We start from the raw sequence: 26,396 nt of genomic DNA on the forward strand, positions 1-26,396 counted from the left end.
ATTATCAATAGCTTTCCGTCAGCGCCCGCCCAGGCTCTCCTCCAACCTGGTGCGGACCACCTTGGCCGGTACGTCTGGCAGCGATATGTAGGTGGTGCGCCCGCCGGTCTCCTCGTTGGCCACGCGCGTGCCTACCAACCCCTGGTTGGACAGGTCCTGCAGATAGGACCAGAACATGGTATGCCCCCTGGCCTTCTCCCCGTACTCCTCGACCACTATCTTGTAGACGGCCTCGGCCTCCGGGGTGCGCACGTAGGCCTGGTCCTTTATGGCCCTAGCCACGGACAGCAGCACCATCTTGTGCTGCTTGTCCAGGTCCTCTATCTTGCTCTCGGTGACCACCGAGTAGGTGAGGGCCTTGGCCCCGCGCACGTGCTCCGGCGCCAGATGCTCCGAGCCCTCCTCCTCGGCCAGCATGCCGGCCCGGTCCAGCAGCTCGATGGCGAAGCGGGCGTCCCCGAACTCGGAGGCGATGTCGGCCATGAGGTCCAGGGAGTCCGGGCGCACCGTCCCGGGGAAGAACGCCAGCTCCGTGCGCACCTTCAGTATGTCGGCCAGGTCCCGCACCCCGTACTTGTCGAAGCGGATGGCGTTCGACCGTCGGAAAGTGGACGACGAGGCGGGGTCCAGCATCTCCAGGACGTTCTTCTGGGAGATCATGATGACGGAGAGCGACGGACGGCCGCCCACCACCTCCTCGTCGAAGCGTGTGAGCTGGTAGACGAGGTCGCCAGCCCCCTTGACCAGGAGCACGTCGGCCTCGTCCAGGACCACCACCAGGTGCATCTTGCGCTTCTCCAGGTGCTTGCGTATGGAGCGCAGCATCTCCTCGGTGGAGAACCCGCGGTCGGGGAAGTTCTCGTCGAAGTGCATGACGATGCGGCGAAGGACGGCCACTTCCGTCGGCCGCTGGCGGCAGTTGACTATGATGTAGTCCATCACTCTGCCCCTCTCCTGCGCGGCCTTCATCAGGTCCAGGCAGAAGCGCTTGGAGGTGGCCGTCTTTCCCGTTCCGACGCTGCCGATGAGGAAGGCGGTCTGGGACATGCTGCCCTCTAGCACCGGGCGGAAGAGCATATCGAGCCTCTCCAGCTGCTCCTCACGGTGGCATAGCTTGTCCGGCACGTAATCGAACGAAAGTTTGGATTGGTCCTTGATCAGGCGTGGGTTACGCATATGCATTACCTTCTCATGCGTATGAATCCGAAGCCGAGGGTCATATTCTGCAATCTCATCGGGATGGAAAGGTATGGGCGACTCATAAATTGTTTTACGATGACTATAGAAAGCGTAGGCTTCGCCAACGAACAAAAAAATGAAAAGGTAAATGGTTTGAAGACCTGAGAAGGCTCGGTAACTGGGGACCGGCCCTGTCTGGTCCTGTTCAGCCGAACAGAGCGGAGAGACCGGCGGCGGCCTCTTCCTCGGTAACAGCTGGCTCTTCCTTAGCTTCTTCCTTGGCCGGACCGGCCGCGGCGGCGTGAGCCGGGGCGGCGGCAGCGGCAGGTGCGACGGCAACCATCGCGGAGGCGATAGCCTCATCGATGTTGACACCCTCCAGGGAAGCGGTCAAGGCCTTTATCCTGGATGCATCCGGCTCAACACCGGCGCTCTTCAAGATAGCGGCGACCGCGTCCTCGGACACCTGCTTTCCAGCGGCGTGAAGGACCAAAGCGCTGTATATGTATTCCATTTCCTTACCTCCTCAATCGAACAAAGAGCTCAGGCCAGCAGCGGCTTCCTCCTCGCTGACCTTCTCTTCTTCCTTTTCATTCTTAGCCTCTACGGCCTTGGGTTCGTTCACCGGTTTGGCCGCGGGGACCGCAGCCATTCTGTTTTTGATTCTCTCGTCTTCCAAACCGATGATCGAAGCCAAAGTCATCATTTGCGCGTCCGCCTTCGCAAGGATGGCACCGATGCTGTCCTTGGTGGGGAACGCGCCAGCCACGCTCAAGGCCATCGCTTCGCGATAGGCCTTGGATAGCAAGGGCGTGACAGTCTGAGGCGTAACATAAGCTATAGACAAGCTCAAGCCTAGGGCATTCCTGGCGGCCACTCCCATCATGTTGGTGTAGTAGTCCGCCGGTATGTTCAGGACATCCTTCCCGTACAGCACGCCGCCCTCGAAGGCGGCGCGGAGGTCCATACCCACGATCATGGGCAAGATCTCCAGTTTGACCAGCACCTTGGCGACCTCGTCAGGGACCGGCTCGCCCTTGGGGACGAGGACCTTGTCCTTCTTGACGACGATCTTCCCGGACTCTATGGCCGCGGGGATGCCGGCTTTCTGCAGCTCTCCGATGATGGGGCCGGGCTTGAACGGGGTGTCCCCCGCCTTGACCACGATGTCCTCCGGCGCAATATCTCCGGTCTTAGCCGGAGCCGGGGTCTTCGTGCCCTCCATCTGGCGGAAAAGCTTGAACGGGTTCTCGTCCGTGGTGACGATCGCGCACTGTCCGTCTATGAGCGGCCTCAGCTGCTCCAGGCCCGGCTTCTGCTTGGCTGCTTCGGTGATCGCCAGGTTCATCAAAGTGTTCCTGGTCATGTTCACCTCGGCCTTGCCGCGCAGATTGGCGCGCATGGAGATCATCTGGGCAGCGGGAATGCCGTGCAGATTGACTATGCCGACAGCATGACTGTGGACCATGAGGTCCACCAGCTCCTGCACCCTTTCCTTTTTCCAGCTCGCTACGTGTGCCATGTCTTGGACCTCCTCAAATCACCTTTTCGGAAGGTCCCATAGTGGTCTTGACGAAAGCGGACCGGATGTTCAGGGTACCCTTTTCGAGCTTCAGTCCAATCCTCTTGAAGATCAGCTCGATGTTGTCAGCAATGTCCTCTGGGGTCATGTCCGTGGTCCCGACGACTGTGTGGAAGGTCATATTGTCCTTGCTTCTGATGGACACCGACTTGCGCAGGTTGTCTATCATGGGCTTGGGATCCGCTCCCGGGGGGATGGGCTTGGGCATCTTGCCACGGGGACCCAGTACGATACCCAACCTCTTACCGATGGTGGGCATCAACGGGGCCTCCGCGATGAAATACTCGAACTCATTAGCCATCTTCTTAGCCTGTTTCTTGTCGTCAGCGATGGTGCCGAGCTCTTCCACGGACACAACCCTGTCGGCCACGTCCTTGGCTTTGATCAGCATTTCTCCGCTGCCGATGACACAGACCTTGATGAGCTTACCCCTTCCGTGAGGCAGAACTATGTCCTCCTGTATCCTGTTCTTTGGTATGGACAGGTCCACATCCTTCAGGTTGATGGACAGGTCGACCGTTTGTTTAAAATTGCGCTTTGGAGAATGCTCCAAGGCTTTCTTAACGGCCGTAACAATTCCTTTTTCTGCCAATTCTATCCCTCCTGTAGTTCCAACGAGCCAATGAAGGCTCTCCTACAGTTTGGTGAGACCCCCTAATTACCCTACCATTTATAAAGATATCGTATTAAAAGTAGAAGGAAAATGTTTGCACTGGAAGAGGTTTCAGTCCTTAAGCTGGGCGGCCCACTTGTCGGCCTTGATCTCGGCCTGCATGTCCTTGGCTTCCTTGCCTTCCACGGTTATTCCGCAGGAGACGCAGGTACCAATGACCTCCAGGACCCGCGCCTTCACGTCAACGCCGGTGAGGGAGTCCTGCTTCATGTGGGCGACCTTGACCGCCTGCTTTATGGTGATGTTGCCGGCCTTGCCCACCTTGGGGGCGCCCGCGCCCTTCTCGATCCCCAGCTCTTTGAAGAGCAGGGCGGAGGTCGGGGGCGTTCCTACCTTTATCTCGAAGGTCTTGGTCTTCTGATCGATGATGACCTTGACCGGGACCTTCATGCCGACGAATCCTTTGGTCTTCTCGTTAATCGCGCCTACGACCTGAACGACGTTGATGCCGGTCGGGCCCAAGGCGGGTCCCAGCGGCGGACCGGGGGTGGCCTTTCCGCCATCCACTAACACTTCGATAGTCTCTGACATATTATCATCTCTCCTTCTCGAGGACCCTCACGCTGTCCCCGCGGACGGTGACAGGGATGGGCACGGTGGCCTCGAAAAGCTCGACCGTGATCTCTTCCTTGCTCTCGTCTATCTTCTGCACCCTGGCCTTCTCGCCCTTGAACGGGCCGGCGACCAGTTCCACCACGTCGCCCACGGATATACCGGAGACCAGGGGCTTGGGGGTCAGGAAATGCTCTATCTCCGTCAGCTTGGTCTCCCCCTCGACCAGCCCTTTCGCCTTCCGCACCCCCCGGCAGGTCTCCCTGACCAGGTCGGTGTTCATGGCCTCCATGAACACGTAGCCTTCCAGCTTTCCCGGCGCCAGCATGGCGAATATGCCCTTGTCGCCGCCGGTCTTGACCTTCCCGGCCACGCCGTCCACGACGGCCCTCTCATGTCCGATAGAGGTCTTGAGGATCAGAATGGACTGCATGGTGTTCGCGTAGAAGTCCATGTTGCTGCACTCCACTCCCTCGGCGATGACCTTCATGTTGATCTTGACATCGTCATCCAGGCGCGCTCCGCGAGGGGCTTCCGCCTCTAAAGAGATCTCCTTGCCGCCCAATCCCTCCATGTTGAACTCCACGTCGGGCGGGGTGAGCTTGGCGCTCTCCCACAGCGTGTTGGAATTGGCGTTGATGCTGATGTCCCACTCCGGAGAGTCCTCGCTGCCGTAATCGATGCCCAGGACGATCCTTACCTTGACCTTGCCCGCCTGCCGGAGCTTGAGGACCAGCTTCCAGACGGCCTTGCTGCCAGCGGTTACCCTCTGGGCCTTGTTCTCCCCCGACAGGGTCACAGGACCGTTCCCGCTCTGGGGGATTAGCGTTGATTCTTGACCGTTCATTTACACAGCCCTCTTGAGTTAAATTTACAGGCCGAGCATTCCTGGGACGTATCTAATTATGAGGTAGATGGCGAACCCCAGTCCGCCTATCAAGATCAGACCCAGGCCGGTGATCATCACCGTCTTGGAGTACTCCTCGTTAGTGGGCTTTCTGGCCATCTTCAGGACGCGGCCGTACTTGCCCTTACCGACTCTCTTGACGCGTTCCTCGATCCGCTTTTGGATTGCCCAAGATTTTTCGACAATGTCCATTTACACGCACTCTTGGATTACGCCCTAATCCTTCCTTATAAATAATCCTTTCTTTACTTGATGAAGTCTACGGACATACCTTTGGGTATCATCGACTCCTTGGGCCCGAGTATGTACTTGGACTTGACGCCAGTGACCACGACCATGACCCTCATCTTGTTCTCGAGGACCGGGTCCACGGAAGCGCCCCAGATTATCCTGGCATTGGGGTTGACCTTGGCCTGGATCATCTCGGCCACCTTCTCCGCTTCGCTGACCGTCATGTCCTCGCCGCCTATCACGTTCACCAGGACGCCGTTGGCGCCGCTGATGTCCACGTCGATCAGCGGGGAGTTGATCGCTTCGTTGATGGCCTGATCCACCTTATCGTCGCCCTCGCCCTGGCCCATGCCGATCATGGCCACGCCGCCACCCTTCATGATGGTCTTGAGGTCGTTGAAGTCCAGGTTGACGAGACCGGGGCGGGTTATGAGCTCCGTTATTCCCTTTATGGCCCGCATGAGCACTTCGTCCGCCACCTTGAAGGCGGCGTTGATGGAGTAGCGGGGGACCAGTTCCAACAGCTTGTCGTTGGGTATCACGATGACCGTGTCGGCGACGGAACGCAGGCGCTCCATGCCCCACTCCGCGTTCTCCGCGCGTATGGACCCCTCGGCCTTGAACGGCGAGGTGACGATGGCGATGGTCAGCGCCCCCATCTCCTTGGCCATCTGCGTGATGTAGGGCGCAGCGCCCGTACCAGTGCCTCCTCCCAGGCCGGCGGTGACGAAGACGATGTCAGCTCCCATGAGCACCTTGCGCAGGTCCTCCTCCGCCTCGCGCGTCGCCTCTTCTCCTACTTGGGGCAGCGCTCCGGCGCCGAGCCCCTTGGTGCTCCTGCGGCCTAGCAGGATCTTCTTGTGGGCCCGGGTTATCAGCAGGTGCTGGGCGTCGGTGTTCACGGCGTAGAGATCGGCGTCCTTGATGTCGCTGGCGTACAAGCGGTCGATAGTGTTCGAACCGCCGCCTCCGCAACCAATTATCTTGATGTTGGTCTTCAGGCTCAATAAGATCTTTTCCAGTTCCTCATCCTCGGCCGACTGAGCCTTGAACGAGGGCATGCTGGTGGCGTTCTCTGGACCGGCACGGGACATGGCATCGCTTATGAATGATTTCATGGAGGGGCCTCAGACGAGCTCGCTGGCGGCACATGCCCTCGGCTATCGCTCGTCTAACAACGATGACGTAATGTAAATGTTAATATATTTCGGTGCCAACAGGCGATTAGAATAATATATTGTAAATAATTATCAATAGGTCAGGCAAATACTGGTAACCAATTTTTTTACATTTAATAATTCCAAAAGGAATATTTTATTTGTTTACTGTATATATAAATTGACATAAAGTAACATTTGATTTACAAAAAGTAAAGTTTAATATTCAAAATGTATTCAACTCTTTACATAAAGTGATGTACGTATGCAGAACCGGCTGCGGGTCTACCGCTCTATGACCAACTTGACGCAAAGGGAATTGGCGGAGAAGCTCGGCATCACCCGGCAGACGGTACTCGCCATCGAGAAGGAGAGGTATGATCCCTCGTTGGAGCTGACGTTCAAGATGGCCAGGTTCTTCAAGGTGGGCATCGAGGATATCTTCCTGTACGAAAAATGAGGATATGACGGGGGTCTCCCCCCGAAAATGATTTTACTTTATGAAGTCCAGGTCGGCCTTGCGCAGCTTGTCGGTGTCGTTCGGGGCACCGAGTATCTGCTTGGACTTGACCCCGGCCACCACGACCATCACCCGGATCTTCTTCTCCAATGTCTGGTCCACTGCCGCTCCCCAGATGATCCTGGCGCTGGGACTGACCCTCCGCTGGACCTCCTCGGCGATGAACTCCGCGTCGCGGATGGTCATGTCAGGTCCGCCGATGACGTTGACCAGCACACCGTTCGCTCCGGTGATGTCCACGTCCAGTAACGGTGAACTGAGGGCGTTCTCGATGGCCTCCTTGGCCCGGTCCTCGGCGTCCCCGTCGCTCTCGCCCAGCCCGATCATGGCCACCCCGGCGCCCTTCATTATGGTGCGCACGTCGTTAAAGTCCAAGTTCACCAATCCGGGTTTGGTTATCAGCTCGGTGATGCCCTTTATGGCCTTGGTCACGACGTCATCGGCCACCTTGAAGGCCTGGTTCAGTCCCAGGCGAGGGTAGAGCTCGATGAGCTTGTCGTTGGGTATTACGATAACCGTGTCAGCAGCGTTGCGGAGGCGCTGCAGCCCCCACTCGGCGTTCTCCATGCGCAGGCGGCCCTCACCCTTGAACGGAAGGGTGGTGACGGCGATGGTCAGGGCGCCAACGTCCTTAGCGATTCCGGCCACGACGGCCGCAGCCCCCGTGCCAGTGCCTCCTCCCATGCCCGCGGTGACGAACACCATGTGGGCGTCCATGGCAGCCTTCCTGATCTCCTCCTCGGCCTCCCTGGCGGCCTCCTCCCCGACCTGGGGCAAGGCTCCGGCGCCCAGTCCCCTGGTGCTCCTGCGGCCCAGCAGGATCTTGTGCTGAGCCCTGGCGGCCAGCAGATGCTGCGCGTCCGTGTTGACGGCGTAGGTCTCGACCCCGGCGATGTTCTCCTCCGAGATGCGGGAGATGGTGTTCGAACCACCGCCTCCCACGCCGAATATCTTGATATTGGTCTTTAGTTTCTGCAACAGCTCTATCAGTTCAGCATCGGTAGAATCCATCTGCTGATATCCGAAGTTGGGCGCTGCCTCCGTCTTAACTGGAGAGCCGTCCTTCGCTAGAGCTTCCTCAACAAGTGATCTCATCGTCCATCCCTTCCCTTGGTCAAAGCCTTCTAACAGATTCTGTTCCCATATGACATTTCTATTAAATATTCTTGCTCCCCAGAAGATTTAGGAAATGATAAGAGGGAGCCGGTTGATGTTATCATCATGGTCTACCGCGTCTCGGTCATCTTCAAAGGCAAGGTCCAAGGGGTTTATTTCCGACAATACGCGCGACGGTGGGCCGAGATGCTGTCCATCAAGGGTTACGTGAAGAACATGCCGGACGGCAGCGTCCAAGCGGTCTTTGAGGGACAGCGCCAGGCAGTACAAGAGATCATTCGGAAGCTCAAGAACGAGCACCCCCAGGCCGAGGTAGCACAGATGGAGATCAAGGTCGAGGAACCAGAAGGATTGGAAGGATTCGAGGTATTGCACTAGAGCTCAATGCCGTAGACCTTCTCCGGATTCTCCTTATTGACCTTCCAGAGCACCGATTCATTCACGCCCTTCTCCACAAGCTGGCGCATGCGTTTCGGAACGGTAGTTATGGCCAGGACCGCCCCCGGCCGTTCCAGGTCGTCCATGAAATCGGTCTCCAGCAGGAACCGGTCACCTTTCGCCAAAGCCTCCTGGACGTTCACCCTGGATGCCAGCACGGACGGGAAAAGCCCCCGGCCCTCCTCCGGCTTCACCAGCGGCCCGCAGTAGTGCTTCACCACCTTGTCGCGGGGCAGTCCGACCTTGTCTGCCATCCTTCCAAGGTCCTCCATGCTCTCCGGGGTGGCGCTCTCGGCATGTATCACCACAGGGCAAGAGCATTCCTTGGCCAGCCGCATCCCGTACGACAGGATGTCGTTGGAAGCGGCCATGATCTCCTCCGACACGGGGAAATGGGGGCGACCTATCTCGCCCAGACCAACGGCCAGACCCTCGCGGACCAGCTCGGCCGCGAGGTCCATCCCCCCCTTCATGACCTTCACCGCCTTATCCAAGGGCATGCTCTCGGCCAGCTCTATCAACTGCACTGGGTACGGACCGACGGTGACGAAGGCGGCCGCTCCCGCGGAACGGGCCTTCTCCGCCATCCTTAGCGTGATATCGTAGGCCTTCGAAAAATCCTCAGCGGTACGGATGGGCGCCTCTGAATATGGCATATGGCTGACGATCAGGTGCGTACCGCCGGCGTTCAAAAAATCCTTGACGGCCTCGACGTTCCTCCCTGTCGGTTGCAGATGGATGTGGTTGTCGAGGACCGGGAAAGCAAATCTCACTTCAACAAGCCCGCGGCCTTCAGTTCCTCGGTGATCTTGTTGACCGCCGCATCAACATCCTCCACATGCTTGGCCCCGGTGCAGACCAGCTTGCCGGAACCGAAGAGCAGCACGACCACCTTGGGCACGTCTATGCGGTAGACCAGGCCGGGGAACTGCTCCGGCTCGTACTCCACCCTCTCCAGGCCCAGAGAGATGGCGATGGCGTTAAGGTTGATCTCCTGGCCCAGATCGGACGAGGCTACGATGTTCTGCACGTCGATCTTCGGCTTGACCTTGATCTTGATGCCGGCCTTCTCGATCTGTTTGGCGACCTTGTTTATGGCGATCTCGACGTGAGGTAAGGACTTGGCGCCAGTGCATACCACCTTGCCGCTACGGAAGAGCAGCGTCGCGGTCTTGGGGTCCTTCAGCCGATAGATCAAGCCAGGAAACTGCTCTGGCTCGTACTCGGCGCCATCCAAGGCGAGGGCGATTGACGGAAGGTCAAGCTCTTCCCCGAGGGTAGTGGAAGCCACGACGTTCTCGATCTGTATCTTAGCCATATAGTCACCTTTTCGAGGTTATTTATATACCCGTTTATAAAGGTTTTCGGTATTAGCTTATATTAGAAGGACTCAAGATCGAGTAAAAAAGACCTTAAAGAATCGGGCGAGCTGCTCCTTACGCCCCGGTCCTGGCCACCCGCCAACATTTATATATCTTCAAGATTATCATCTAATTGTCTGACAAATATACGATTTTTGTCGGACATTATATGGTCAGGGCACGGTCATGAGCGACAGCGAGAGGATAACCGTAAGGATCCAAGCGGACAAGCTGGGGGCACTTCAAGCGCTCGTGGATGGCGGCAAGTACCCGACCATATCCGACGCCATCCGAGCGGCCCTCGATTCCTTCATCGAGACCAATTTCACGCCTGAGAACATTCAAAGGGTCACAGTGGAGCTGCCAAAGGGGAAGGTGATAGAGCTGGAGTCCCTCATAAGGGATGGAGATTCCGTGTCCATTGACGATGCTATCCGCAACGCCGTGCGCGAGTATGTGCGCATGCGTTTGGATAAGGCCATGGGCGAGATGCGGTAAGCTCCCGCCCGTCGCAGGAGCTATGGGATGGGGTCGCGCTTCGAGGGGATGGACGAGTCAGAGATAGAGCCACACGAGCTCAGCATCCTTGTTATCGGTTGTGGAGGGGGCGGCTGCAACAGCATACACCGCCTAAACAACATCGGCATAGAGGCAGCCACGACCATTGTGATCAACACCGACCAAAGGTCCCTGAAGGCTACGAACTGTCCCAACCGTTTGCTTCTGGGCGCTGAGTTCACCAAAGGGCTGGGCACTGGCGGACGCCCGGACATCGGCGAGGAATGCGCCCTCAATGCCGCCCCCATGCTCTCCAAGATTTTCCAGGGAGTGGACCTCACCTTCATAATCACCGGTCTGGGCGGCGGCACCGGCACCGGAGCTTCGCCAGTGGTTGCGGACATCGCCCGCCGCAGCGGTTCTATGGTCATATCTATCGCCACCACGCCCTTCAGCTTCGAGGGCGCCGGGCGGCGCAACATCGCCATGAAAGGGCTGAAACGATTAAGGGAATCGTCGAACAGCCTGCTGGTCCTGGACAACGACCGCCTGCTGGGCATGGTCGACAACCTGCCGGTGGAGCAGGGGCTGGGCATAATCGACCAGCTCATCTCCGAACTGATCAAGGGGACGGTGGACGCCCTGACCACGCCGTCCCTCATCAACCTGGACTTCGCCGACCTGCGTACCATCATGGAGCAGGGCGGGGTGTCCACCATACTCTACGGCGAAAACGCCGACCCGGAGGCGGTGGTCCGCGACGCCATAGAAAATCCGTTGCTGGACGTGGACATCAAGGGAGGAACGGGTGCCCTCATCCACATCGCCGGCGGCAACAATCTGACGCTCAGGAGGGCGAACCGCATCGTGGCCAGCATCACTAAGGTGCTGGACGACGAGGCCACGGTGAAGTTCGGTGTACGGGTGGAGGAGGAGATGGAGGGCAACATCAGGATGATAGCGATCATCACCGGCATATCGGAAGTGAACGGACCGTTAGCACCGTCCTTCGTACCAGGCGACGACCTGGGTCGGGTCCTGGGCAAGTACGGACCCTAATTTACTTTTTTTTGATCTTCTTGGCCGCGTCACCGAACACGCCCATAATGGTGTGGAACTCCCAACGGGAGGGCATCGCTCTCCCCATCATCCTCTTGAACATTATGGATGTGCGCTCCCTGCGGAAATCAGGATAATCGATGGCATCCAGCAGCTCGTCGAAGAACTCCTGCAGCTTTTCTCGCTCGTGCTCGCTGGCTTTTTTCGGAGAACCAACATGGACCTGTTTCTGGTACAGCTCGTAAAGCACGATGGTCGCCGCGTGGGACAGGTTGAGCACGGGATAGTCCTCATGCGACGGGATGTTGACCAGCAGGTCGCAGCGGGCCAGTTCGTCCTGGCGCAGACCGGTATCCTCTGGCCCGAAGACCACGGCCACCTTCTCCTCCACGCCATCCAAGTGTTCGGCGAACTCCCTTGGGGTCAGCGGTATGCGGATGTAGTGCTTCTCCCCGGCGGTGACTATGCCGCTGGTGCCGACAATGTGGAAGCAGTCGGCCACCGCTTCATCGAAGCTGCCGACCACCTGCGCCTCCTTGAGGATGTAACCGGCGTGCTTGGCCCTCTTGAAGGCCTCGTCCGTCAGCTCGCAGGGGTTGACCATGCACAGCTCGGTGAACCCGAAATTGGCCATGGACCTGGCCACCGCTCCGACGTTCCCGTCGACTTGCGGCTCCACCAGAACGACCTTGACCTGCGGCATGAGGACCGGGACAGCCTGCGCCTTTATTTAATTATTTTTTCCGCACTGCAAAGCATTTAGTCCCCGGCCCAGATATACTGGGCATGAGCGGCCGGGTGGCGGTGAAGTTCGCCTACGATGGCACCAGGTTCATGGGCTCCCAGAGGCAGCCATGCGAGCGCACCGCCGAGAGCGAGCTCCTGAACGCGCTGGGCAAGATTGGCGCGATCCGCTCAGCAGAGGAGGACCGCTTCCGCGTGGCCAGCCGGACCGATCGTGGGGTTAGCGCCCTAGGGAACGTCTTCGCCGTCAACACCGATTTCCGCCGGCAGGAGCTTCTGGCAGCTCTCAATGCCAAGTGCCAGGAGGTCTACTGTTACGCGCTAGCTGAGGTGCCTGACAATTTTTCCCCTCGCCGGGCCAAGGGCCGCTGGTATCGCTACCATCTGCCGTACCGGAAGCAGAACATAGGACTGATGGAAAAATGCGCCAAGGGGCTCCAGGGGGAGCACGAGTTCCAACAGTTCTGTAAGCCCGATGGAAAGGTGACGTTGCGCACCCTGGAATCGGTGGAGGTGCGTTTAGATGACGAGATGATCGTCATCGACCTCCGGGCCCGGGAGTTCCTGCGCAACATGGTGCGGAGGATCGTCTCCGCGATGGACCAGGTGGGGCAGGGGCGCGCTTCGTTGAACGACCTACAAGAGGCCTTGCAGGGCCACGGCCGATCGCTCGGGCTGGCCGCACCGGAAGGACTGTTCCTGATGGACGTGGAATACGACCTGGATTGGACGTTCGGCCCCACCGGTCCGATGCGCGAGAAGGTCATAGAGGAGAGGGACCTGACCTGGACCAGGTACAGGTTCAATACGGATCTGCTCGAGATGGCAGAGCTGGCCCGACCTTCCCCGGGAAAATGATATTTAACCCTGACGATAGCATGCTCAGCCCCCGTTCATATAGTGCCGCGCCGCTCCTTGCGTTGTCCTTGGGGAAGGGAGAAGGTCCGCGGGACACGAGGGGGCTGTCAAGACCCCCTCGACATCATATTTTGTATCAGACACGCTATTGACCAGGGATGATTGTCGCTTTGACCGGAACGCCCGGCACCGGCAAGAGCACGGCCGCCCTGGCCCTCGCCAATGCAGGATGGAAGGTGCTGGAGGTCAACGAGCTGGCCCGGAAGTACGGGCTGCTGAAGAACAAGGACCTGGCCCGGGACAGCTACGAACTGGACCCGGTGGACCTGCAGGAAGCCTTGCGGTCAGAAGGCTTCACCGACGGCATACTGGTCGGGCATCTGTCACACCTGCTGGACGTGAACCTTATCATCGTCCTGCGTTGCCATCCCTCCCTGCTGGCCGAACGTCTGTCCGGACGCGGATGGCCGCCGGCCAAGGTCCGGGAGAACGCTCTGGCCGAGGCCTTGGACGTGATATTGGCCGAGTCTGTGGACTCCTCCGCCCCGGTGTGCGAGGTGGACACCACCGAGATGAGGCCAGAGGAGACCGTACAGGCCATCAGCTCCATACTGGCCGGGGAAAAGGAAAAGTACGCCATGGGAAATATCGACTGGAGCGAGGAGGCGTTGCGATGGTCCTAGATTCGAAGCGCGACAAGGTCAACTTTATCATGGATCCAGCGGCCAACGCCCTGCGGAACGTCCATCCGGACGTTATTACCTTCACCGCGCTCATACTGGCCGCGCTGGCCGGGGTCATGCTGTACTTCTCATATGACCATTGGCAGATACTTCTGCCCCTCTCGGCCATAATCGTTCTGGTCAGCGGGTTCTTCGACGGGCTGGACGGGAAGGTGGCCAGGCTGGCCGGCAAGGCTGACCGGCGGGGCGACTTCCTGGACCATGTGCTGGACCGCTACGCCGACATCCTGATGATCGGCGGCGTGGCCGTGAGCGCCTGGTGCTCCCCGTACCTGGGCATGATGGCCATCATCGGCGTGCTGCTGACCAGCTACATGGGCACCCAGGCCCAGGCGGTGGGGGCCAAGCGCATTTACGCCGGACTGCTGGGGCGGGCAGACCGCATCGTGCTGTCCTTCCTCATTCCGCTGGTGCAGCTGGTCATGATGCTGCTGGGATACCGGGAGGTCGACGTCCTCGGATTCCAGATCAACGCCTTCGAGGTCATGATGCTGTGGTTCGCGGTCGTCGGAAACCTGACGGCCATACAGAGGGCGGTCATCACTTGGAAGGGGCTGAAGGCGGCTTAGTTCCCTTCTCCACCTTCTTCTCCTTGACCTTTTCCTGCGAGCGAGAGCGGATGCGATAATAGGTCAGGGGGTGGTTGACCCTCCGCCCGTTGCACACCTCATCCGGCTCGAAGCACAGTCCGTTGGTGCGCATGGTGGCGCACTCCGGCGGGGTGTAGCGCTTGCCCAGCCCGTCGCCAGTGATATGCCGCACCTGATAGGCGGTCTTCGAATGGTCGAAGTCCGGGGAGCTGCAGAACAGCTTGACGATGTCGTCCACCGGCATGCCGATGAAGCTTAGGAAGCTGGCCAGGGCGAATCGTCCAGCGTGGGGCATGTTCTGACCGGCCTGGGCCATGGCTACCAGCTTCTTCATGCAGGGCGGGAACTTCAGGATGCTGACCTCGCCGAACCCTTCGTCGCGGTACTTCTCCTTGTACTCGTTGAGGGCGGTGACGATCTCCACCAGCTCCTTCTCCACCACCGTTAGCAGCTCATCGTTGACCGGCAGGGGCAGCTCATCCTCGATCTTTTCGTCGAGGGCTTGCTCCAGCACCCGCACGAACTTGGCCTTTTCCAATTGCACGTATCCGTCCCGCAGGTCCTGGTTGACCAGTTTCCATTCCGGCCCTCTCAGCCCGGAGGTGTAGCCTAGGAAGTCGGCGAAGTGCATGCGCAGCTCATCGTCCCTCCGTATGGCCTCCACCCCCAGCTCCTTGGCCAGATACGCCACCGTCTCCATGTCCTCCTTTCGCAGGCGGTCGTTGAAGGCCTTGGCCTCTGCCAGAGCATAGCGTCGTACCAGCACGTCGTCGCCGATGCATGACACGAGGATGCGGGCGTAGGGATAGCTCATGATCTCCTGGACCGCCATGTCCTCGGAGGTGACCGGGTTGTTCGGAACGGTCAGGTCGCTGATGGCCTCCATCACTCTGGCCTTGCCCCGGCGGCGGGCCTCGGCCATTATAGGGTGCCCTAAAAGGTCCTCCAGACCAAGTTGGTGCTCCTTCACGAACTGGCTGGACTCCTTGAGGAAGGGGTAGAGGGCAAGCGCGCGGAATTCCATGGCCGGGACCTGATTCGCTTCGCCTCTATTTAGGATTGGGACTCAATCGAAGCTCAGGAAAGGCAGGACAGCATCGGCCACCCGGGGGTCGTCGAGCGCCTGGCGCAGTTCATTCACATCCTTTATCGGGCGAGCGTGGAACAGGCGTATGGCCCGCTTCCGGCCCAGTCCGGGCAGGCACTCGAGGGCGGTGATGTGGCAGTTGTTGACGTTCAAGGGATACTGCACGCCGCTGACGCTGCGGAAGCCGTGGCCGACTATGGCCACGTCCAGGAACCGGTCCAGTTCCACCGGGTGATCGATGCCCACCAGCAGGGGGTAGGTCCCGATCTGCCTTCCGAACGTCACCTTGCCCTCCCTCATCTCGGTGTAGACGGAGCGCAGCACCGTGCCCACCGGGACCAGGCGCTCAAGCATGGGGCGGTCGATCTCCTTCCGCACCTTCTCCTTGAACTTCAGGAAGGTCGAGTGGCTGACCGTCTGCGGGAACTCCCGTCGAATCGGCATGACCTGTCGGATGTTGATCCGGCGAAGGAGCAGCCCCTCGTCGAGAATATCCTTCAGGAAACGGTAGTCGGTCTCGAGCGTCTCCGGCCTCTCCCCCAGCAGCCCCACCAGGACGTTGATCCCTGGCAGAACGGCCGACAGCCCGTTGGACCCTCTCTCCCCTCCGAGACGGTTTATGGTCCGCACAGACCACAGCACCTCCTCCGGGGTGGCGTTCAGGTTGTTCATCCGCACCACATCCGGGTCGGCCGTCTCCATACCCAAGGCCAGGACGTTCCCCGGGGTGCAATGCTCGGCCAAGGACCGCAGGATCTTCTCCGTCTCCTCAGGATGACGGGCCATGACCGCCGGGTTGGCGTTATCCACATGCAGTACCTCGGGCTTGAGCGCCGACATGCCTGCGAGCAAAGTCTCCAGCGCCTCCGGGTTGGGTCGGGGGCAGTCAGTGCCATCCAGATCCGCCTTGTAGGAGATGATGCAGGTCTGCGACCCCAGGCGGAAGTTGACCACGCCCCTCTCCCGCAAGGCCCGGGCCTCGGCGACGATGGCCTCCGGCTCACGGCAAACTGGCCTGCCCTTCAGGGGCTCCACGCAGAACGAGCAGCCGCCGTTGACATAACGGATGCAGCCGCGATAGGTCTCCAGCTCGGCGATCAACGGTTGCGGGAAATCCGGATGGGATAGGACGCAGTCCGCCCCCAGCATCATCCAACGGTCCCATTCCTCCAGGTCCCGCCAGCGGTCCTTGGCCTTTCCGCCGTTCAGGAGGTCGTAGACAGCCGAAGCGGCGTCCTTGTAATGGACATGGGCGAAGTGCTCTTTCAGCACCACGTCCAGCGCAGCCGGGCCGCCCAGTACGGTCTCTCCGCGAAAACCGTCCAGTAACTGCAATATCTCCCGGCGGGAGGCCGGCATGCCCCGCAGATATCTGCCCGGGACGGACATGCCGGAAAGGACGACCAGTATGTCCGCCTTCAGCAGTCCCTTCCCGGACCGCCACTGGTCCACGGTCATGTAGGTAGGAACGCCGTCGGCGTCCCTGACCGCCCCGTAGACCGCTCGCACCAAAGGGTGGATGTAGGGTGGCACCCCCAATGAACCAGGTTCGTCGATGTAACCGTCGAAGACCAGCACTTCGGTCATGTGTCCGCTCAATAAAATGAAGGAAGGCCTTATAAGGCCTGTGAAAGGATTTTCAGAGCAGGGTGACCTGCTCGGTCTCTACGTTCTGTATGCCGGGGATGCCCCTGAGGACCTCCTCGAGCTTATCCACGAGGCCAGCGGCGTCCTCCATGACGAAGGCCGCCTCCAGCTTCTTTAGCCCATAGGCCATGGGGACGATGTCCGCCTTGGCCACCTTGACGTTGGCCGGCACGATCTTGGACAGCTTCCCGACCAACGCAGGGAAGTCGAAGTCGACGTCCTCCGGCATCAGAGAATAAGTGGCCGCAACGGTTCCCATTCAAATCACCTTAAGGACCGATGAAGCCGCACTTCTTGCATTCGTATTTGACGCTCTGGTCGCGGCATTGCGCGCAGCGGCCTATCTCCTCAATGCCGCATATCGGGCACTTGAAGAAGGTGATGCCATTGCCCACCAGCCGAACACCGCATGAGTTGCAGATCTTTTCATTCTCCATAGGTCATCGCTTTGTGCGAGATTAAAGTCCTCCTATAAATACGTGATTGGACGGCGGCGCCAAACCCACTCTCCATCTGGGTCCTGATCCGTGTTTACGTATTGTAATATAAGGACAGGACCGCTCGTAAATAAATCAAGTGTGTACAATAATAGTCGATTCTGCGCAAGTTCTTATACATTACTTTCATTATGCGGTCTCAGACGGAACCAACCGGCGGGGTCCATGTCGAACGGCGTGAACATGGGACCGAGGTTCCAAGGTGGATGGGAAATATTAAATAAGACAAGGATTTACTCTCCCGTTCACACGCCGGCACTTACTTACCAATGGGCCCGTAGCTCAGCTAGGTAGGACCTTCGGAGACGAAGGGTCCCTAGAGAGAGCATCTGGCTTTTAACCAGGTGGTCCGGGGTTCGAATGGTACGCGGTAATTCCGTGTATGCGGAAATCCCCGCGGGCCCGCTTGGGTAGGTGAAAAATAATATGCAGAACGAAGTATCCAAACCCCAATCCCGATGCATTTTTATAAGGCCGACACTTAGTGGAGGAACGTCCCGGTTTCTGCATGGTATGAGGTGATTCATTTGGAGGATTCCGTACCATTTAACGTATTGAGCCACAAGATGGTGCCTGTCCACGAACTCTTGAGCGATGAGGAGGCAGACGCGGTCCTAAAGCAGTTAAAAATCACCCGCGACCAGCTTCCCAAGATCAAGGACATCGACGCCGCCATCAAGACGCTCGAGAAGGCCATGAACAGGAGCATCCCTGAGAAGAGCATCATCAAGATCATCAGGGACAGCCAAACCGCAGAAATAGCGGTAGTCTATCGTCTCGTTATAAGAGGGTGAACCTATTGAGGGATCTGGTCGATCTTTATTTTAAGGAGAACAGTATCGTTAACCATCATATTGCCAGTTTCAACGATTTCCTAGCGTCGCAGGCCAACCCCAACAGCCGCATGCAGAAGATCGTGGACAACGTACGCGTGGTGGCCGAGGACCCCGAAAGGGGCATGATAACGCTGGACCAGGACAAGACCAACGGCAGGATCATCCAGATCCGCGTGGGTCGCCGCCGGGACGAGAAGACCGGACAGGTCGACCCGCACCTTAAGCCCACCCTGCACATCGGCGAGCCCATGGTCCGAGAGGCCAACGGGTACATCCACAACATCACTCCCATGGAGGCCCGTCTGAGGAACCTCAACTACCTGGCATCCATCTATCTGGACTTCACCATAATCGAGGACGGCATCGAGAAGGAGCCGGAGAACGTGCACATCGGCGACCTGCCCATAATGGTGAAGTCGCAGAAGTGCAACATATACAAGGAGAACCTGGAGAAGGACTACGAGCTGACCGACGAGCAGTACAACACCGAGCTCATGAAGAAGAGCGAGGACCCCATGGACGCCGGCGGTTACTTCATCATCGGCGGTACGGAGCGCGTCCTCATCACGCTCGAGGACCTGGCGCCCAACCGGGTGATGGTCGAGCTGAGCGAGCGCTACGGCACCGCCATGGAGGTGGCCAAGGTCTTCTCGCAGAAGGAAGGCCACCGCGCTCTCACCCTGGTGGAGAAGAAGCGCGACGGCATGCTCATGGTCACCGTTCCCGCAGCCTCCGGCCAGATACCCCTGGTCGCCCTCATGAAGTCCCTGGGGATGGAGAACGACGAGGAGATCTACGAGGCCATAGTCTCCAGCCCGGAGATGGCCAACATCGTTTACGCTAACTTGGAAGAGATCCAGGACCCCAAGGTGTACGGTCCCACGGGCATATTCACCACCGAGCACGCCTTGACGTACCTGGAGAAAAAGTTCGCCACCGGCCAGGCCAAAGAGTACCGGGTCAAGAAGGTCGAGTCCATCATCGACCGCTCCCTGCTGCCCCACCTGGGCGACACCAAGGAGGACCGCCTCAAGAAGGCCATCTTCCTAGGAAGGATAGCCAGGTCCGTGCTCGAACTTTCCCTGGGCAAGCGCAAGGAGGACGACAAGGACCACTACGCCAACAAGCGCCTGAAGCTCTCCGGCGATCTTATGGAGGACCTGTTCCGGGTGGCCTTCACCAATCTGATGAAGGATTTGAAGTACCAGCTGGAACGCTCCTACGCTAGAAAGAAGGATTTGCGCATAAGCTCGGCCATCAGACCGGACCTCATGACCCACCGGTTGCTGCACGCTCTGGCGACGGGCAACTGGGTGGGCGGAAGGGCCGGTGTCAGCCAGCTGCTGGACCGCACGTCCAACATGAGCACCATCTCCCATCTGAGGAGGATCACCTCTTCCCTTACCCGCAGCCAGCCTCACTTCGAGGCTCGTGATCTGCACCCGACGCAGTGGGGCCGCCTGTGCCCCAACGAGACCCCCGAGGGTCAGAACTGCGGACTGGTGAAGAACGCCGCACTGATCATCAACGTCTCCGAAGGCTTCCGCGAGGAGGACGTGACCTTCCTGCTGAAGGACCTGGGCGTGCGCGAGGTGCGCGGCCAGCAGATGTCCGGCACCCGCGTGTACATCAACGGTGACCTGAAAGGGGTGCACGACGACCACACCTACTTGATCAACGAGATGAGGAACCGCCGCCGCTCCGGTCTGCTATCGGACGAGATCAACATCCGCTACGACGAGGAGATGGACGAGGTCATCATAAACTGCGACGAAGGCCGTCTGCGCCGCGCCCTGATGGTGCTGAAGGATGGTCGCCTCATGATCACCAGAAAGCACCTGGAGGACATCCGCGCCGGTAAGATGCGCTGGTCCGACCTGGTGCGCGAGGGCGTGCTGGAATGGATCGACGCTGAAGAGGAGGAGGACACCTTCATCGCCGTCGAGCCCTTCGAGGTGCCCCGCAAGTGCGGGAACTGCGAGAGGGACATCTCCCCACTGGATATGGATTGGATGAACCCCGGCACCACCGACAAGCACGCCGAGCTGAAGTGCAAGCACTGCGGTGGCATAACCAAGGTGGACTACCTGTTCAACAAGGCCCACACCCACATGGAAGTGGACCCCATGGTCATCCTGGGGGTCTGCGCTGGAATGGTGCCCTACCCGGAGCACAACTCCTCCCCGCGTGTGACGATGGGGGCAGGAATGGCCAAGCAATCGCTAGGACTGGCGTCCAGCAACTACCGCAAGCGGCCGGACACCCGCGGGCACATATTGCATTACCCGCAGAAGCCCATGGTGCAGACCAAGTTCATGGACTTCGTGGCCTTCAACCAGCGCCCGGCCGGCCAGAACTTCGTGGTCGCCGTGCTTTCCTATCACGGCTACAACATGGAAGACGCGCTCATCCTGAACCAGAGCAGCGTGCAGCGCGGTCTCGGGCGCTCGACGTTCATGAGGACGTACCGCACCGAGGAGCGCCGCTACCCTGGAGGACAGGAAGATCACTTCGAGATACCCTCCCCGGACGTGCGCGGGGCCAGGACCGACCTGGCCTACGCCAACCTGGGCGAGGACGGCCTGATATCGCCAGAAACGCCGGTCACCGGCGGGGACGTGCTGGTCGGAAAGACCTCTCCCCCACGCTTCGTGGAAGAGGAGGACGCCAACTTCCTCACGGTCCAGAAGAGGCGTGAGACGTCCATCACCTGCCGTTCTGGCGAGACCGGCTGGGTGGACAGCGTCATGCTCACGGAATCGGAGAACGGTTCCCGTCTGGTCAAGGTCAAGGTCCGGGACGAGAGGATCCCGGAGCTGGGGGACAAGTTCGCCTCCAGGCACGGGCAGAAAGGAGTGGTGGGGCTGCTGGTCCCCTCCTGCGACATGCCCTTCACTACCGACGGGATCATCCCGGACCTGGTCATCAACCCCCACGCCATACCTTCCCGTATGACCGTGGCCCACGTGCTGGAGATGATCGGCGGCAAGGTCGGCGCCCTAGAGGGACGCCACGTCGACGGCACAGCCTTCAGCGGCGAGCGCGAGGAAGCGCTCCGCCAGGCGCTGGTGGAGGCCGGGTTCCAGAAGACCGGCCGCGAGGTCATGTACGACGGCATAACCGGTCACATGATCACCGCCGACATCTTCATCGGGGTGATATATTACCAGAAGCTGCACCACATGGTCTCTGGCAAGATGCACGTCAGGTCCCGCGGGCCGGTGCAGATACTCACCCGCCAGCCGACCGAGGGCCGGTCCAGACAGGGCGGTCTGAGGTTCGGGGAGATGGAGAGGGACTGCCTCATCGGGCACGGCGCGGCCATGGTCATAAAGGACCGGCTGCTGGACGAGTCCGACGGCACCTATCAGTGGGTGTGCGGGAACTCCAACTGCGGCCACATAGCCATATTGGACAAGAGGGGCTCGCTGCACTGCCCGGTGTGCGGTAACAACACCAACGTGCACATGATCCAGACGTCCTACGCCTTCAAGTTGCTGCTCGATGAGCTGCTCTCGCTTGGGGTCGCCATGCGCTTACAACTGGAGGATTTGAGATGATGCGAGGAGTTTCCAAGAGAATCGGGTCCATCAAGTTCGCCTGCATTTCCCCGGACGAGATCCGCCGGATGTCGGCGACTAAAATTATAACGGCCGACACGTACAACGACGACGGCTTCCCCATCGACGCCGGGCTCATGGACACCCACTTGGGCGTCATCGAGCCGGGCCTCATGTGCAAGACCTGCGGCCACAAGGTGGACGAATGCCCCGGGCACTTCGGGCACATCGACCTGGCCATGCCCGTGATACACGTCGGCTACGTCAAGGAGATCAAGAAACTTCTGCAGGCCACCTGCAAATCCTGTGGCAAGCTGGTCCTCACCGAGGAGGACGTGAAGGAGTTCCGCAACCGCATGGATGTGATGGAGGAGCTGGGAAGCGACGCCATCGAGATGCGCGAGTTCTCCAAGGAGACGGCCAAGGTCGCGGCGGAAAAAGCGATGAAGGAGGTCTGCCCGCACTGCGGTGTGGAGCAGAAGAAGATCACCTTGGACAAACCGACGACATTCCGCGAGGACGGCCACAAGCTCACCCCCAAGGAGGTGCGCGAGAGGTTGGAGCGCATTCCGGATGCGGACCTGATACCGCTGGGCATCGATCCCAACGCCTGCCGCCCGGAGTGGATGGTGCTAACCGCTTTACCGGTGCCGCCGGTGACGGTCAGACCGTCCATCACCCTGGAGTCCGGGGACCGTTCCGAGGACGACCTCACCCACAAGCTCGTGGACGTGCTGCGCATCAACCAGAGGCTCCGGGAGAACCGGGACGCCGGCGCTCCCCAGTTGATCGTGGAGGACCTTTGGGAGCTGCTGCAGTACCACGTTACCACCTATTACGATAACCAAACCTCCGGAATACCGCCCGCCAGGCACCGCTCCGGCCGGCCGTTGAAGACGTTGGTCCAGAGGCTGAAGGGGAAGGAGGGACGTTTCCGCAGCAACCTGTCCGGTAAGCGCGTGAACTTCTCCGCCCGTACGGTAGTCTCTCCCGACCCCTGGCTGTCCATCAACCAGGTGGGAGTGCCTACCTTCGCCGCCCGTGAGCTGACCGTACCGGTCAACGTCACAAAGGACAACCTCGAAATACTGAGGAGCATGGTCAAGCGCGGACCGGCCCCCGAGGGCGAAGTGTACATACCCGGGGTGAACTACGTCATCCGCCAGGACAGCCGCAGGATCAGGGTCACCAAGACCAACGCCGAGACCGTCGCTGAAGGCCTGGAGATCAACTACATCGTCGAGAGGCATCTCATAGACGGGGATATCGTGCTGTTCAACCGGCAACCGTCCCTGCACCGCATGTCCATGATGGCGCATGAGGTAAAGGTCATGCCCGGCAAGACGTTCCGTCTGAACCTGTGCGTCTGCCCGCCCTATAACGCCGACTTCGACGGGGACGAAATGAACCTGCACGTACTGCAGAGCGAGGAGGCCAGAGCGGAAGCGCATATCCTGATGAAGGTGCAGGAGCACATCCTGTCGCCCAGGTTCGGCGGGCCCATCATCGGCGCCATCCACGACCACATCACCGGCGTGTTCCAGCTGACCTACCGCAACCCGAAGTTCGATAAGGCGCAAACCCTGTTCATCGTCTCCAAGATGGGGCAGAAGGACCTGCCCGAGCCCATCGTGGAGAACGGGAAGGAGTACTGGACCGGGAAGGAGCTCTTCTCCACCGTACTGCCCGACGACTTCAACGCCCAGTTCAAATCCCATATCTGCCAAAAGTGCAATAAGTGTGAGAAGGAGAACTGCGAGCACGACGCCTTCGTCAAGATCCGGAACGGCAAGCTGTTGATGGGCACCATCGACGACAACGCCATCGGTTCCGGCGACGGCAAGATCCTGGACAAGATCGCCAGGGACTACGGTGCCGACCGGGCCAGGGTGTTCCTGGACGAGGTTACCCGCCTCGCCATCGGGTCCATCATGGTCCGCGGCTTCTCCACCGGCATTGACGACGAGGACATACCGGAGGAGGCCAGACGGCAGATCGAGGACAAGATCAACAACACCTTCCGCGACGTGGACCACCTGGTGACGTCCTATCGCGACGGCACCCTGGACCAGCTGCCCGGGCGCTCGCTCGAGGAGACCCTCGAGGTCGAGGCCATGAAGAAGCTGGGTGAGGCCAGAGATGAAGCGGGTAGGATCGCCGGGAAGCACCTAGGACTGGAGAACGCCGCGGTGCAGATGGCCAAGTCCGGCGCCCGCGGTTCCATGCTGAACCTGTCACAGATGGCCGGCTGCATCGGGCAGCAGGCCGTGCGTGGCGAACGTTTGTCCAGGGGATACTGGAACCGGACCCTGCCGCACTTCCAGAAGGGCGACCTCGGGGCCCAGGCCAAGGGGTTCGTCAAGAACTCCTACAAGAGCGGACTGACCCCGACGGAGTTCTTCTTTCACTCCATGGGTGGACGCGAGGGACTGGTGGATACCGCCGTGCGTACCTCCCGTTCCGGTTACATGCAGCGCCGGCTGATCAACGCCCTGGAGGACCTGAAGCTGAAGCAGGACGGGACGGTGCGCAACACCGCCGACAGCATCATCCAGTTCAAGTACGGCGAGGACAGTATCGACCCCACGCGCAGCGTGCAGGGCGAGGCCATTGACCTCGACGACGTCCTGCGTGAGGTGCTAGGTGAGCACTACGCCGACCTGCTGAGCCGCTCGGACGAACGCAAGATCGGTGGGTACGCCACCATAGAGAAGGACCTGCTTGAGACCGTTTCCGAAGAGGAAGAGGAGCTTGAGGAGTCCGAATACGAGGGCGGAGGTGAGGAGTGATGGCCAAGAAGGATTTCATCAAAGGCCTGGAAAGGAAGGGCGTCCCTGTGGACACCATCGACGTCGTCAAGGACCACTACAGTGGCCAGACCGAGCTGGTCAAGGCATCGGTCAAGGACCTGGTGGACCTCGGCCTCAGCAAGGAGGCGGCCGAGGAGCTGCTGACCAAGCTGGGCAAGAAGACCGCCGCCGCGACGCCAGCGAAGAAGAAGGCCCCGGCCAAGAAGGGCAAGGTGAAGGAGGCCCCAGCTCCGGAACCGGTCGTCGTCTACGAGATACCGGACAAGAGCAAGAAGTACACTGCCTTCGAGGAGGTGCTGTTCAAGAAGTGCGCGGAACTTAAGCTGCTGCTGCCCCGGAGGGTGATATTGGACATCGCCCACCGCCTGGAGGGCAACGACATCAGCAAGGAGAACATGGTCAAGATACTGAAGGCCGCGAACAAGAAGTTCATGGCGCACATGATGGACCCCAACGAGAGCGCCGGGATATTGGCCGCTCAGAGCATCGGGGAACCAGGCACGCAGATGACCATGCGTACCTTCCACTACGCCGGTGTGGCCGAGATCAACGTCACCTTGGGGCTGCCCCGTCTCATCGAGATAGTGGACGCCCGCCGCGTGCCCAGCACGCCCATGATGACCATCTACGTGGACAAAGCGCTCTCCAATGACGTGGAGAAGGTCAAGTCCATAGCGTCCAACATCGAGATCACCACCGTCCTGGACCTGGCGGACATCGAGACCGACCTGCACAACATGCGCCTTTTCATCATCCCGGACCCGCGCAAGTGCGAGCAGAAGGGCATCACCGACCCCCTGGACCTCATCCAGGAGAAGGTGTCCCGTCTGAGGGGCATCGTGGTAGTCTCCGATATAGCCAAAGAGAGCATTCCGGCCAAGGCGTCCAGCGCGGACATGGGCTACCTGTGCCTAGAACCGAAGGAGCACTCCTTCAAGAACCTGCAGAAGGCGCTCGAGCTGGTCAAGGCCAGCAAGGTGAAGGGAGTGGAGGGCATAACCCGCGCCATATTGAGGAAGAAGGATGACCAGTGGGTCATCTACACCGAGGGCAGCAACCTGCGCGAGGTGCTTAAACTGGGGGGACTGGACCATTCCCAGGTGTACACCAACTCCATACAGGAGGTGTACGAGGTGCTGGGAGTGGAGGCAGCCCGCAACTCCATAATCAAGGAAGCGTCCACGACCCTGGACGAACAGGGTCTGTCCGTGGACATACGCCACATCATGCTGGTAGGCGACCTGATGACCAACGACGGGGATGTCAAGGCCATCGGTCGGCACGGCATATCTGGAAGGAAATCATCGGTACTGGCCAGGGCGGCGTTCGAAATAACCTCTGCCCACCTGCTGACGGCGGCCATGACCGGTGAGGAGGACCATCTAGATGGCGTGGCAGAAAATATTATAGTTGGGCAGCCGGTTACAGTCGGGACCGGGGCTGTAAATCTGATATACGCACCTGTAAAAAAGGGGGCATCTGAATGATCGATTTGGGAAGAGCTTTAAAATCTGCCATGACCACCGGAAAGGTGGTCTTCGGCGTGCAACAGTCGGAAAAGATGATCAAGAGCGGGGAGGCCAAGCTGATAATCGTGGCCAAGAACTGCCCCAATGACTACCTGATCTCCAAGAGCCACAACGTCCCGGTATACCATTTCGAAGGGACCAACATGGAGCTTGGTGCTCTGTGCGGAAAGCCTTTCTCGGTGTCTTCTATCGCCATAATCGACAAGTGAGCCTCCAACATAC

General features: G+C 59.5%; 28 protein-coding genes and 1 tRNA gene. 13 read left to right on the forward strand and 16 right to left on the reverse strand.

The features are described 5' to 3' along the window. Window positions 1-18: 18 nt before the first annotated feature. From NT131_00150 to ftsZ (NT131_00185), 8 genes are all read right to left on the reverse strand, one after another. Window positions 19-1,176, reverse strand: coding sequence for an AAA family ATPase (locus NT131_00150; protein MCX6650064.1), 1,158 nt, complete (start codon window positions 1,174-1,176; stop codon window positions 19-21). Window positions 1,177-1,384: 208 nt separating this feature from the next. Continuing rightward, window positions 1,385-1,693, reverse strand: coding sequence for a 50S ribosomal protein P1 (gene rpl12p, locus NT131_00155; GenBank protein ID MCX6650065.1), 309 nt, complete (start codon window positions 1,691-1,693; stop codon window positions 1,385-1,387). A 12-nt stretch (window positions 1,694-1,705) separates the two neighbouring features. Beyond that, window positions 1,706-2,701, reverse strand: coding sequence for a 50S ribosomal protein L10 (locus NT131_00160; GenBank protein ID MCX6650066.1), 996 nt, complete (start codon window positions 2,699-2,701; stop codon window positions 1,706-1,708). 13 nt (window positions 2,702-2,714) lie between these two features. Further along, a complete protein-coding gene (locus NT131_00165; GenBank protein MCX6650067.1) occupies window positions 2,715-3,353 on the reverse strand; it encodes a 50S ribosomal protein L1 in 639 nt (212 codons plus the stop codon). Window positions 3,354-3,485: 132 nt separating this feature from the next. Continuing rightward, a complete protein-coding gene (locus NT131_00170; protein ID MCX6650068.1) occupies window positions 3,486-3,965 on the reverse strand; it encodes a 50S ribosomal protein L11 in 480 nt (159 codons plus the stop codon). 4 nt (window positions 3,966-3,969) lie between these two features. Beyond that, the gene (locus NT131_00175; GenBank protein ID MCX6650069.1) at window positions 3,970-4,833 is read right to left on the reverse strand and encodes a transcription elongation factor Spt5; all 864 of its coding nucleotides are present in this window, start codon (window positions 4,831-4,833) and stop codon (window positions 3,970-3,972) included. Window positions 4,834-4,857: 24 nt separating this feature from the next. Beyond that, window positions 4,858-5,085 (reverse strand): protein translocase SEC61 complex subunit gamma, encoded by a 228-nt coding sequence (locus NT131_00180; GenBank protein MCX6650070.1) that lies wholly within the window; start codon window positions 5,083-5,085, stop codon window positions 4,858-4,860. A 53-nt stretch (window positions 5,086-5,138) separates the two neighbouring features. Continuing rightward, window positions 5,139-6,242, reverse strand: a complete 1,104-nt coding sequence (ftsZ, locus tag NT131_00185; GenBank protein MCX6650071.1) for a cell division protein FtsZ — start codon at window positions 6,240-6,242, stop codon at window positions 5,139-5,141. Between the two features lie 304 nt (window positions 6,243-6,546). On the opposite strand from ftsZ (NT131_00185), the gene NT131_00190 reads away from it, so the two are divergent. Further along, a complete protein-coding gene (locus NT131_00190; protein ID MCX6650072.1) occupies window positions 6,547-6,741 on the forward strand; it encodes a helix-turn-helix transcriptional regulator in 195 nt (64 codons plus the stop codon). Between the two features lie 33 nt (window positions 6,742-6,774). On the opposite strand, the gene ftsZ (NT131_00195) is transcribed toward NT131_00190, so the two are convergent. Next, window positions 6,775-7,896, reverse strand: coding sequence for a cell division protein FtsZ (ftsZ, locus tag NT131_00195; GenBank protein MCX6650073.1), 1,122 nt, complete (start codon window positions 7,894-7,896; stop codon window positions 6,775-6,777). Between the two features lie 126 nt (window positions 7,897-8,022). Between ftsZ (NT131_00195) and NT131_00200 the strand changes: the two genes are divergently transcribed. Continuing rightward, complete coding sequence (locus tag NT131_00200; protein MCX6650074.1) at window positions 8,023-8,295, forward strand: acylphosphatase; 273 nt, start codon at window positions 8,023-8,025, stop codon at window positions 8,293-8,295. Here NT131_00200 and NT131_00205 read toward each other — a convergent pair. Beyond that, window positions 8,292-9,128: a TatD family hydrolase gene (locus NT131_00205; protein ID MCX6650075.1), complete on the reverse strand. Its 837-nt coding sequence runs from the start codon at window positions 9,126-9,128 to the stop codon at window positions 8,292-8,294. The genes NT131_00200 and NT131_00205 overlap by 4 nt on opposite strands. After that, a complete protein-coding gene (locus NT131_00210; GenBank protein ID MCX6650076.1) occupies window positions 9,125-9,673 on the reverse strand; it encodes a TATA-box-binding protein in 549 nt (182 codons plus the stop codon). The genes NT131_00205 and NT131_00210 overlap by 4 nt, the downstream gene beginning before the upstream one ends. Before the next feature lie 229 nt (window positions 9,674-9,902). Here NT131_00210 and NT131_00215 point away from each other — a divergent pair, with 229 nt between their 5' ends. Beyond that, window positions 9,903-10,214 (forward strand): ribbon-helix-helix protein, CopG family, encoded by a 312-nt coding sequence (locus NT131_00215; GenBank protein MCX6650077.1) that lies wholly within the window; start codon window positions 9,903-9,905, stop codon window positions 10,212-10,214. A 48-nt stretch (window positions 10,215-10,262) separates the two neighbouring features. Beyond that, window positions 10,263-11,273 (forward strand): cell division protein FtsZ, encoded by a 1,011-nt coding sequence (gene ftsZ, locus NT131_00220; protein ID MCX6650078.1) that lies wholly within the window; start codon window positions 10,263-10,265, stop codon window positions 11,271-11,273. Window position 11,274: 1 nt separating this feature from the next. On the opposite strand, the gene NT131_00225 is transcribed toward ftsZ (NT131_00220), so the two are convergent. Then, window positions 11,275-11,976, reverse strand: coding sequence for an RNA methyltransferase (locus NT131_00225; GenBank protein MCX6650079.1), 702 nt, complete (start codon window positions 11,974-11,976; stop codon window positions 11,275-11,277). Window positions 11,977-12,059: 83 nt separating this feature from the next. Between NT131_00225 and truA the strand changes: the two genes are divergently transcribed. From truA to NT131_00240, 3 genes are all read left to right on the forward strand, one after another. Further along, entirely contained in the window at window positions 12,060-12,875 is an 816-nt protein-coding gene (truA, locus tag NT131_00230; GenBank protein MCX6650080.1) for a tRNA pseudouridine(38-40) synthase TruA, read from the forward strand. Between the two features lie 158 nt (window positions 12,876-13,033). After that, window positions 13,034-13,558, forward strand: a complete 525-nt coding sequence (locus NT131_00235; GenBank protein MCX6650081.1) for an adenylate kinase family protein — start codon at window positions 13,034-13,036, stop codon at window positions 13,556-13,558. After that, a complete protein-coding gene (locus NT131_00240; GenBank protein MCX6650082.1) occupies window positions 13,549-14,187 on the forward strand; it encodes a CDP-alcohol phosphatidyltransferase family protein in 639 nt (212 codons plus the stop codon). The genes NT131_00235 and NT131_00240 overlap by 10 nt, the downstream gene beginning before the upstream one ends. Here NT131_00240 and NT131_00245 read toward each other — a convergent pair. Genes NT131_00245 through NT131_00260 form a run of 4 tightly spaced genes read right to left on the reverse strand, consistent with a single transcriptional unit; the run spans window position 14,159 to window position 17,379 of the window. Continuing rightward, the gene (locus NT131_00245; protein ID MCX6650083.1) at window positions 14,159-15,232 is read right to left on the reverse strand and encodes a DNA primase large subunit PriL; all 1,074 of its coding nucleotides are present in this window, start codon (window positions 15,230-15,232) and stop codon (window positions 14,159-14,161) included. The two genes, NT131_00240 and NT131_00245, sit on opposite strands and share 29 nt — an antisense overlap. 42 nt (window positions 15,233-15,274) lie before the next feature. Then, window positions 15,275-16,882 carry a radical SAM protein gene (locus NT131_00250; GenBank protein MCX6650084.1) on the reverse strand — a complete coding sequence of 536 codons (1,608 nt, stop codon included), beginning with the start codon at window positions 16,880-16,882 and terminating at the stop codon, window positions 15,275-15,277. Window positions 16,883-16,934: 52 nt separating this feature from the next. Next, window positions 16,935-17,201 carry an elongation factor 1-beta gene (locus tag NT131_00255; protein ID MCX6650085.1) on the reverse strand — a complete coding sequence of 89 codons (267 nt, stop codon included), beginning with the start codon at window positions 17,199-17,201 and terminating at the stop codon, window positions 16,935-16,937. A gap of 10 nt (window positions 17,202-17,211) precedes the next feature. Then, window positions 17,212-17,379 (reverse strand): zinc finger domain-containing protein, encoded by a 168-nt coding sequence (locus tag NT131_00260; protein MCX6650086.1) that lies wholly within the window; start codon window positions 17,377-17,379, stop codon window positions 17,212-17,214. A gap of 331 nt (window positions 17,380-17,710) precedes the next feature. Here NT131_00260 and NT131_00265 point away from each other — a divergent pair. From NT131_00265 to NT131_00290, 6 genes are all read left to right on the forward strand, one after another. Continuing rightward, window positions 17,711-17,844: transfer RNA gene (locus tag NT131_00265), tRNA-Lys, on the forward strand. A 113-nt stretch (window positions 17,845-17,957) separates the two neighbouring features. Continuing rightward, a complete protein-coding gene (locus NT131_00270) occupies window positions 17,958-18,233 on the forward strand; it encodes a DNA-directed RNA polymerase subunit H (GenBank protein ID MCX6650087.1) in 276 nt (91 codons plus the stop codon). After that, complete coding sequence (locus NT131_00275) at window positions 18,230-21,835, forward strand: DNA-directed RNA polymerase subunit B (GenBank protein ID MCX6650088.1); 3,606 nt, start codon at window positions 18,230-18,232, stop codon at window positions 21,833-21,835. The genes NT131_00270 and NT131_00275 overlap by 4 nt, the downstream gene beginning before the upstream one ends. Next, a complete protein-coding gene (locus NT131_00280) occupies window positions 21,832-24,624 on the forward strand; it encodes a DNA-directed RNA polymerase subunit A' (protein ID MCX6650089.1) in 2,793 nt (930 codons plus the stop codon). Before NT131_00275 ends, NT131_00280 begins: the two co-directional genes overlap by 4 nt. Next, window positions 24,624-26,132 carry a DNA-directed RNA polymerase subunit A'' gene (gene rpoA2, locus NT131_00285; protein ID MCX6650090.1) on the forward strand — a complete coding sequence of 503 codons (1,509 nt, stop codon included), beginning with the start codon at window positions 24,624-24,626 and terminating at the stop codon, window positions 26,130-26,132. Before NT131_00280 ends, rpoA2 begins: the two co-directional genes overlap by 1 nt. Beyond that, on the forward strand, window positions 26,129-26,383 hold the full coding sequence (locus tag NT131_00290; GenBank protein ID MCX6650091.1) for a 50S ribosomal protein L30e: 255 nt from the start codon (window positions 26,129-26,131) through the stop codon (window positions 26,381-26,383). The genes rpoA2 and NT131_00290 overlap by 4 nt, the downstream gene beginning before the upstream one ends. Window positions 26,384-26,396 lie beyond the last annotated feature (13 nt).

It is taken from the genome of Methanomassiliicoccales archaeon (genome assembly GCA_026394395.1).
Lineage (GTDB): Archaea > Thermoplasmatota > Thermoplasmata > Methanomassiliicoccales > UBA472 > UBA472.

Coding starts and splice junctions, on each gene's coding strand:
- NT131_00150 (MCX6650064.1), bottom strand. CDS start 1,176: ATGCGTAACCCACGCCTGATCAAGGACCAATCCAAACTTTCGTTCGAT.
- rpl12p (MCX6650065.1), bottom strand. CDS start 1,693: ATGGAATACATATACAGCGCTTTGGTCCTTCACGCCGCTGGAAAGCAG.
- NT131_00160 (MCX6650066.1), bottom strand. CDS start 2,701: ATGGCACACGTAGCGAGCTGGAAAAAGGAAAGGGTGCAGGAGCTGGTG.
- NT131_00170 (MCX6650068.1), bottom strand. CDS start 3,965: ATGTCAGAGACTATCGAAGTGTTAGTGGATGGCGGAAAGGCCACCCCC.
- NT131_00175 (MCX6650069.1), bottom strand. CDS start 4,833: ATGAACGGTCAAGAATCAACGCTAATCCCCCAGAGCGGGAACGGTCCT.
- NT131_00180 (MCX6650070.1), bottom strand. CDS start 5,085: ATGGACATTGTCGAAAAATCTTGGGCAATCCAAAAGCGGATCGAGGAA.
- ftsZ (MCX6650071.1), bottom strand. CDS start 6,242: ATGAAATCATTCATAAGCGATGCCATGTCCCGTGCCGGTCCAGAGAAC.
- NT131_00190 (MCX6650072.1), top strand. CDS start 6,547: ATGCAGAACCGGCTGCGGGTCTACCGCTCTATGACCAACTTGACGCAA.
- ftsZ (MCX6650073.1), bottom strand. CDS start 7,896: ATGAGATCACTTGTTGAGGAAGCTCTAGCGAAGGACGGCTCTCCAGTT.
- NT131_00200 (MCX6650074.1), top strand. CDS start 8,023: ATGGTCTACCGCGTCTCGGTCATCTTCAAAGGCAAGGTCCAAGGGGTT.
- NT131_00210 (MCX6650076.1), bottom strand. CDS start 9,673: ATGGCTAAGATACAGATCGAGAACGTCGTGGCTTCCACTACCCTCGGG.
- NT131_00215 (MCX6650077.1), top strand. CDS start 9,903: ATGAGCGACAGCGAGAGGATAACCGTAAGGATCCAAGCGGACAAGCTG.
- ftsZ (MCX6650078.1), top strand. CDS start 10,263: ATGGACGAGTCAGAGATAGAGCCACACGAGCTCAGCATCCTTGTTATC.
- NT131_00225 (MCX6650079.1), bottom strand. CDS start 11,976: ATGCCGCAGGTCAAGGTCGTTCTGGTGGAGCCGCAAGTCGACGGGAAC.
- truA (MCX6650080.1), top strand. CDS start 12,060: ATGAGCGGCCGGGTGGCGGTGAAGTTCGCCTACGATGGCACCAGGTTC.
- NT131_00235 (MCX6650081.1), top strand. CDS start 13,034: ATGATTGTCGCTTTGACCGGAACGCCCGGCACCGGCAAGAGCACGGCC.
- NT131_00240 (MCX6650082.1), top strand. CDS start 13,549: ATGGTCCTAGATTCGAAGCGCGACAAGGTCAACTTTATCATGGATCCA.
- NT131_00245 (MCX6650083.1), bottom strand. CDS start 15,232: ATGGAATTCCGCGCGCTTGCCCTCTACCCCTTCCTCAAGGAGTCCAGC.
- NT131_00250 (MCX6650084.1), bottom strand. CDS start 16,882: ATGACCGAAGTGCTGGTCTTCGACGGTTACATCGACGAACCTGGTTCA.
- NT131_00255 (MCX6650085.1), bottom strand. CDS start 17,201: ATGGGAACCGTTGCGGCCACTTATTCTCTGATGCCGGAGGACGTCGAC.
- NT131_00260 (MCX6650086.1), bottom strand. CDS start 17,379: ATGGAGAATGAAAAGATCTGCAACTCATGCGGTGTTCGGCTGGTGGGC.
- NT131_00280 (MCX6650089.1), top strand. CDS start 21,832: ATGATGCGAGGAGTTTCCAAGAGAATCGGGTCCATCAAGTTCGCCTGC.
- rpoA2 (MCX6650090.1), top strand. CDS start 24,624: ATGGCCAAGAAGGATTTCATCAAAGGCCTGGAAAGGAAGGGCGTCCCT.
- NT131_00290 (MCX6650091.1), top strand. CDS start 26,129: ATGATCGATTTGGGAAGAGCTTTAAAATCTGCCATGACCACCGGAAAG.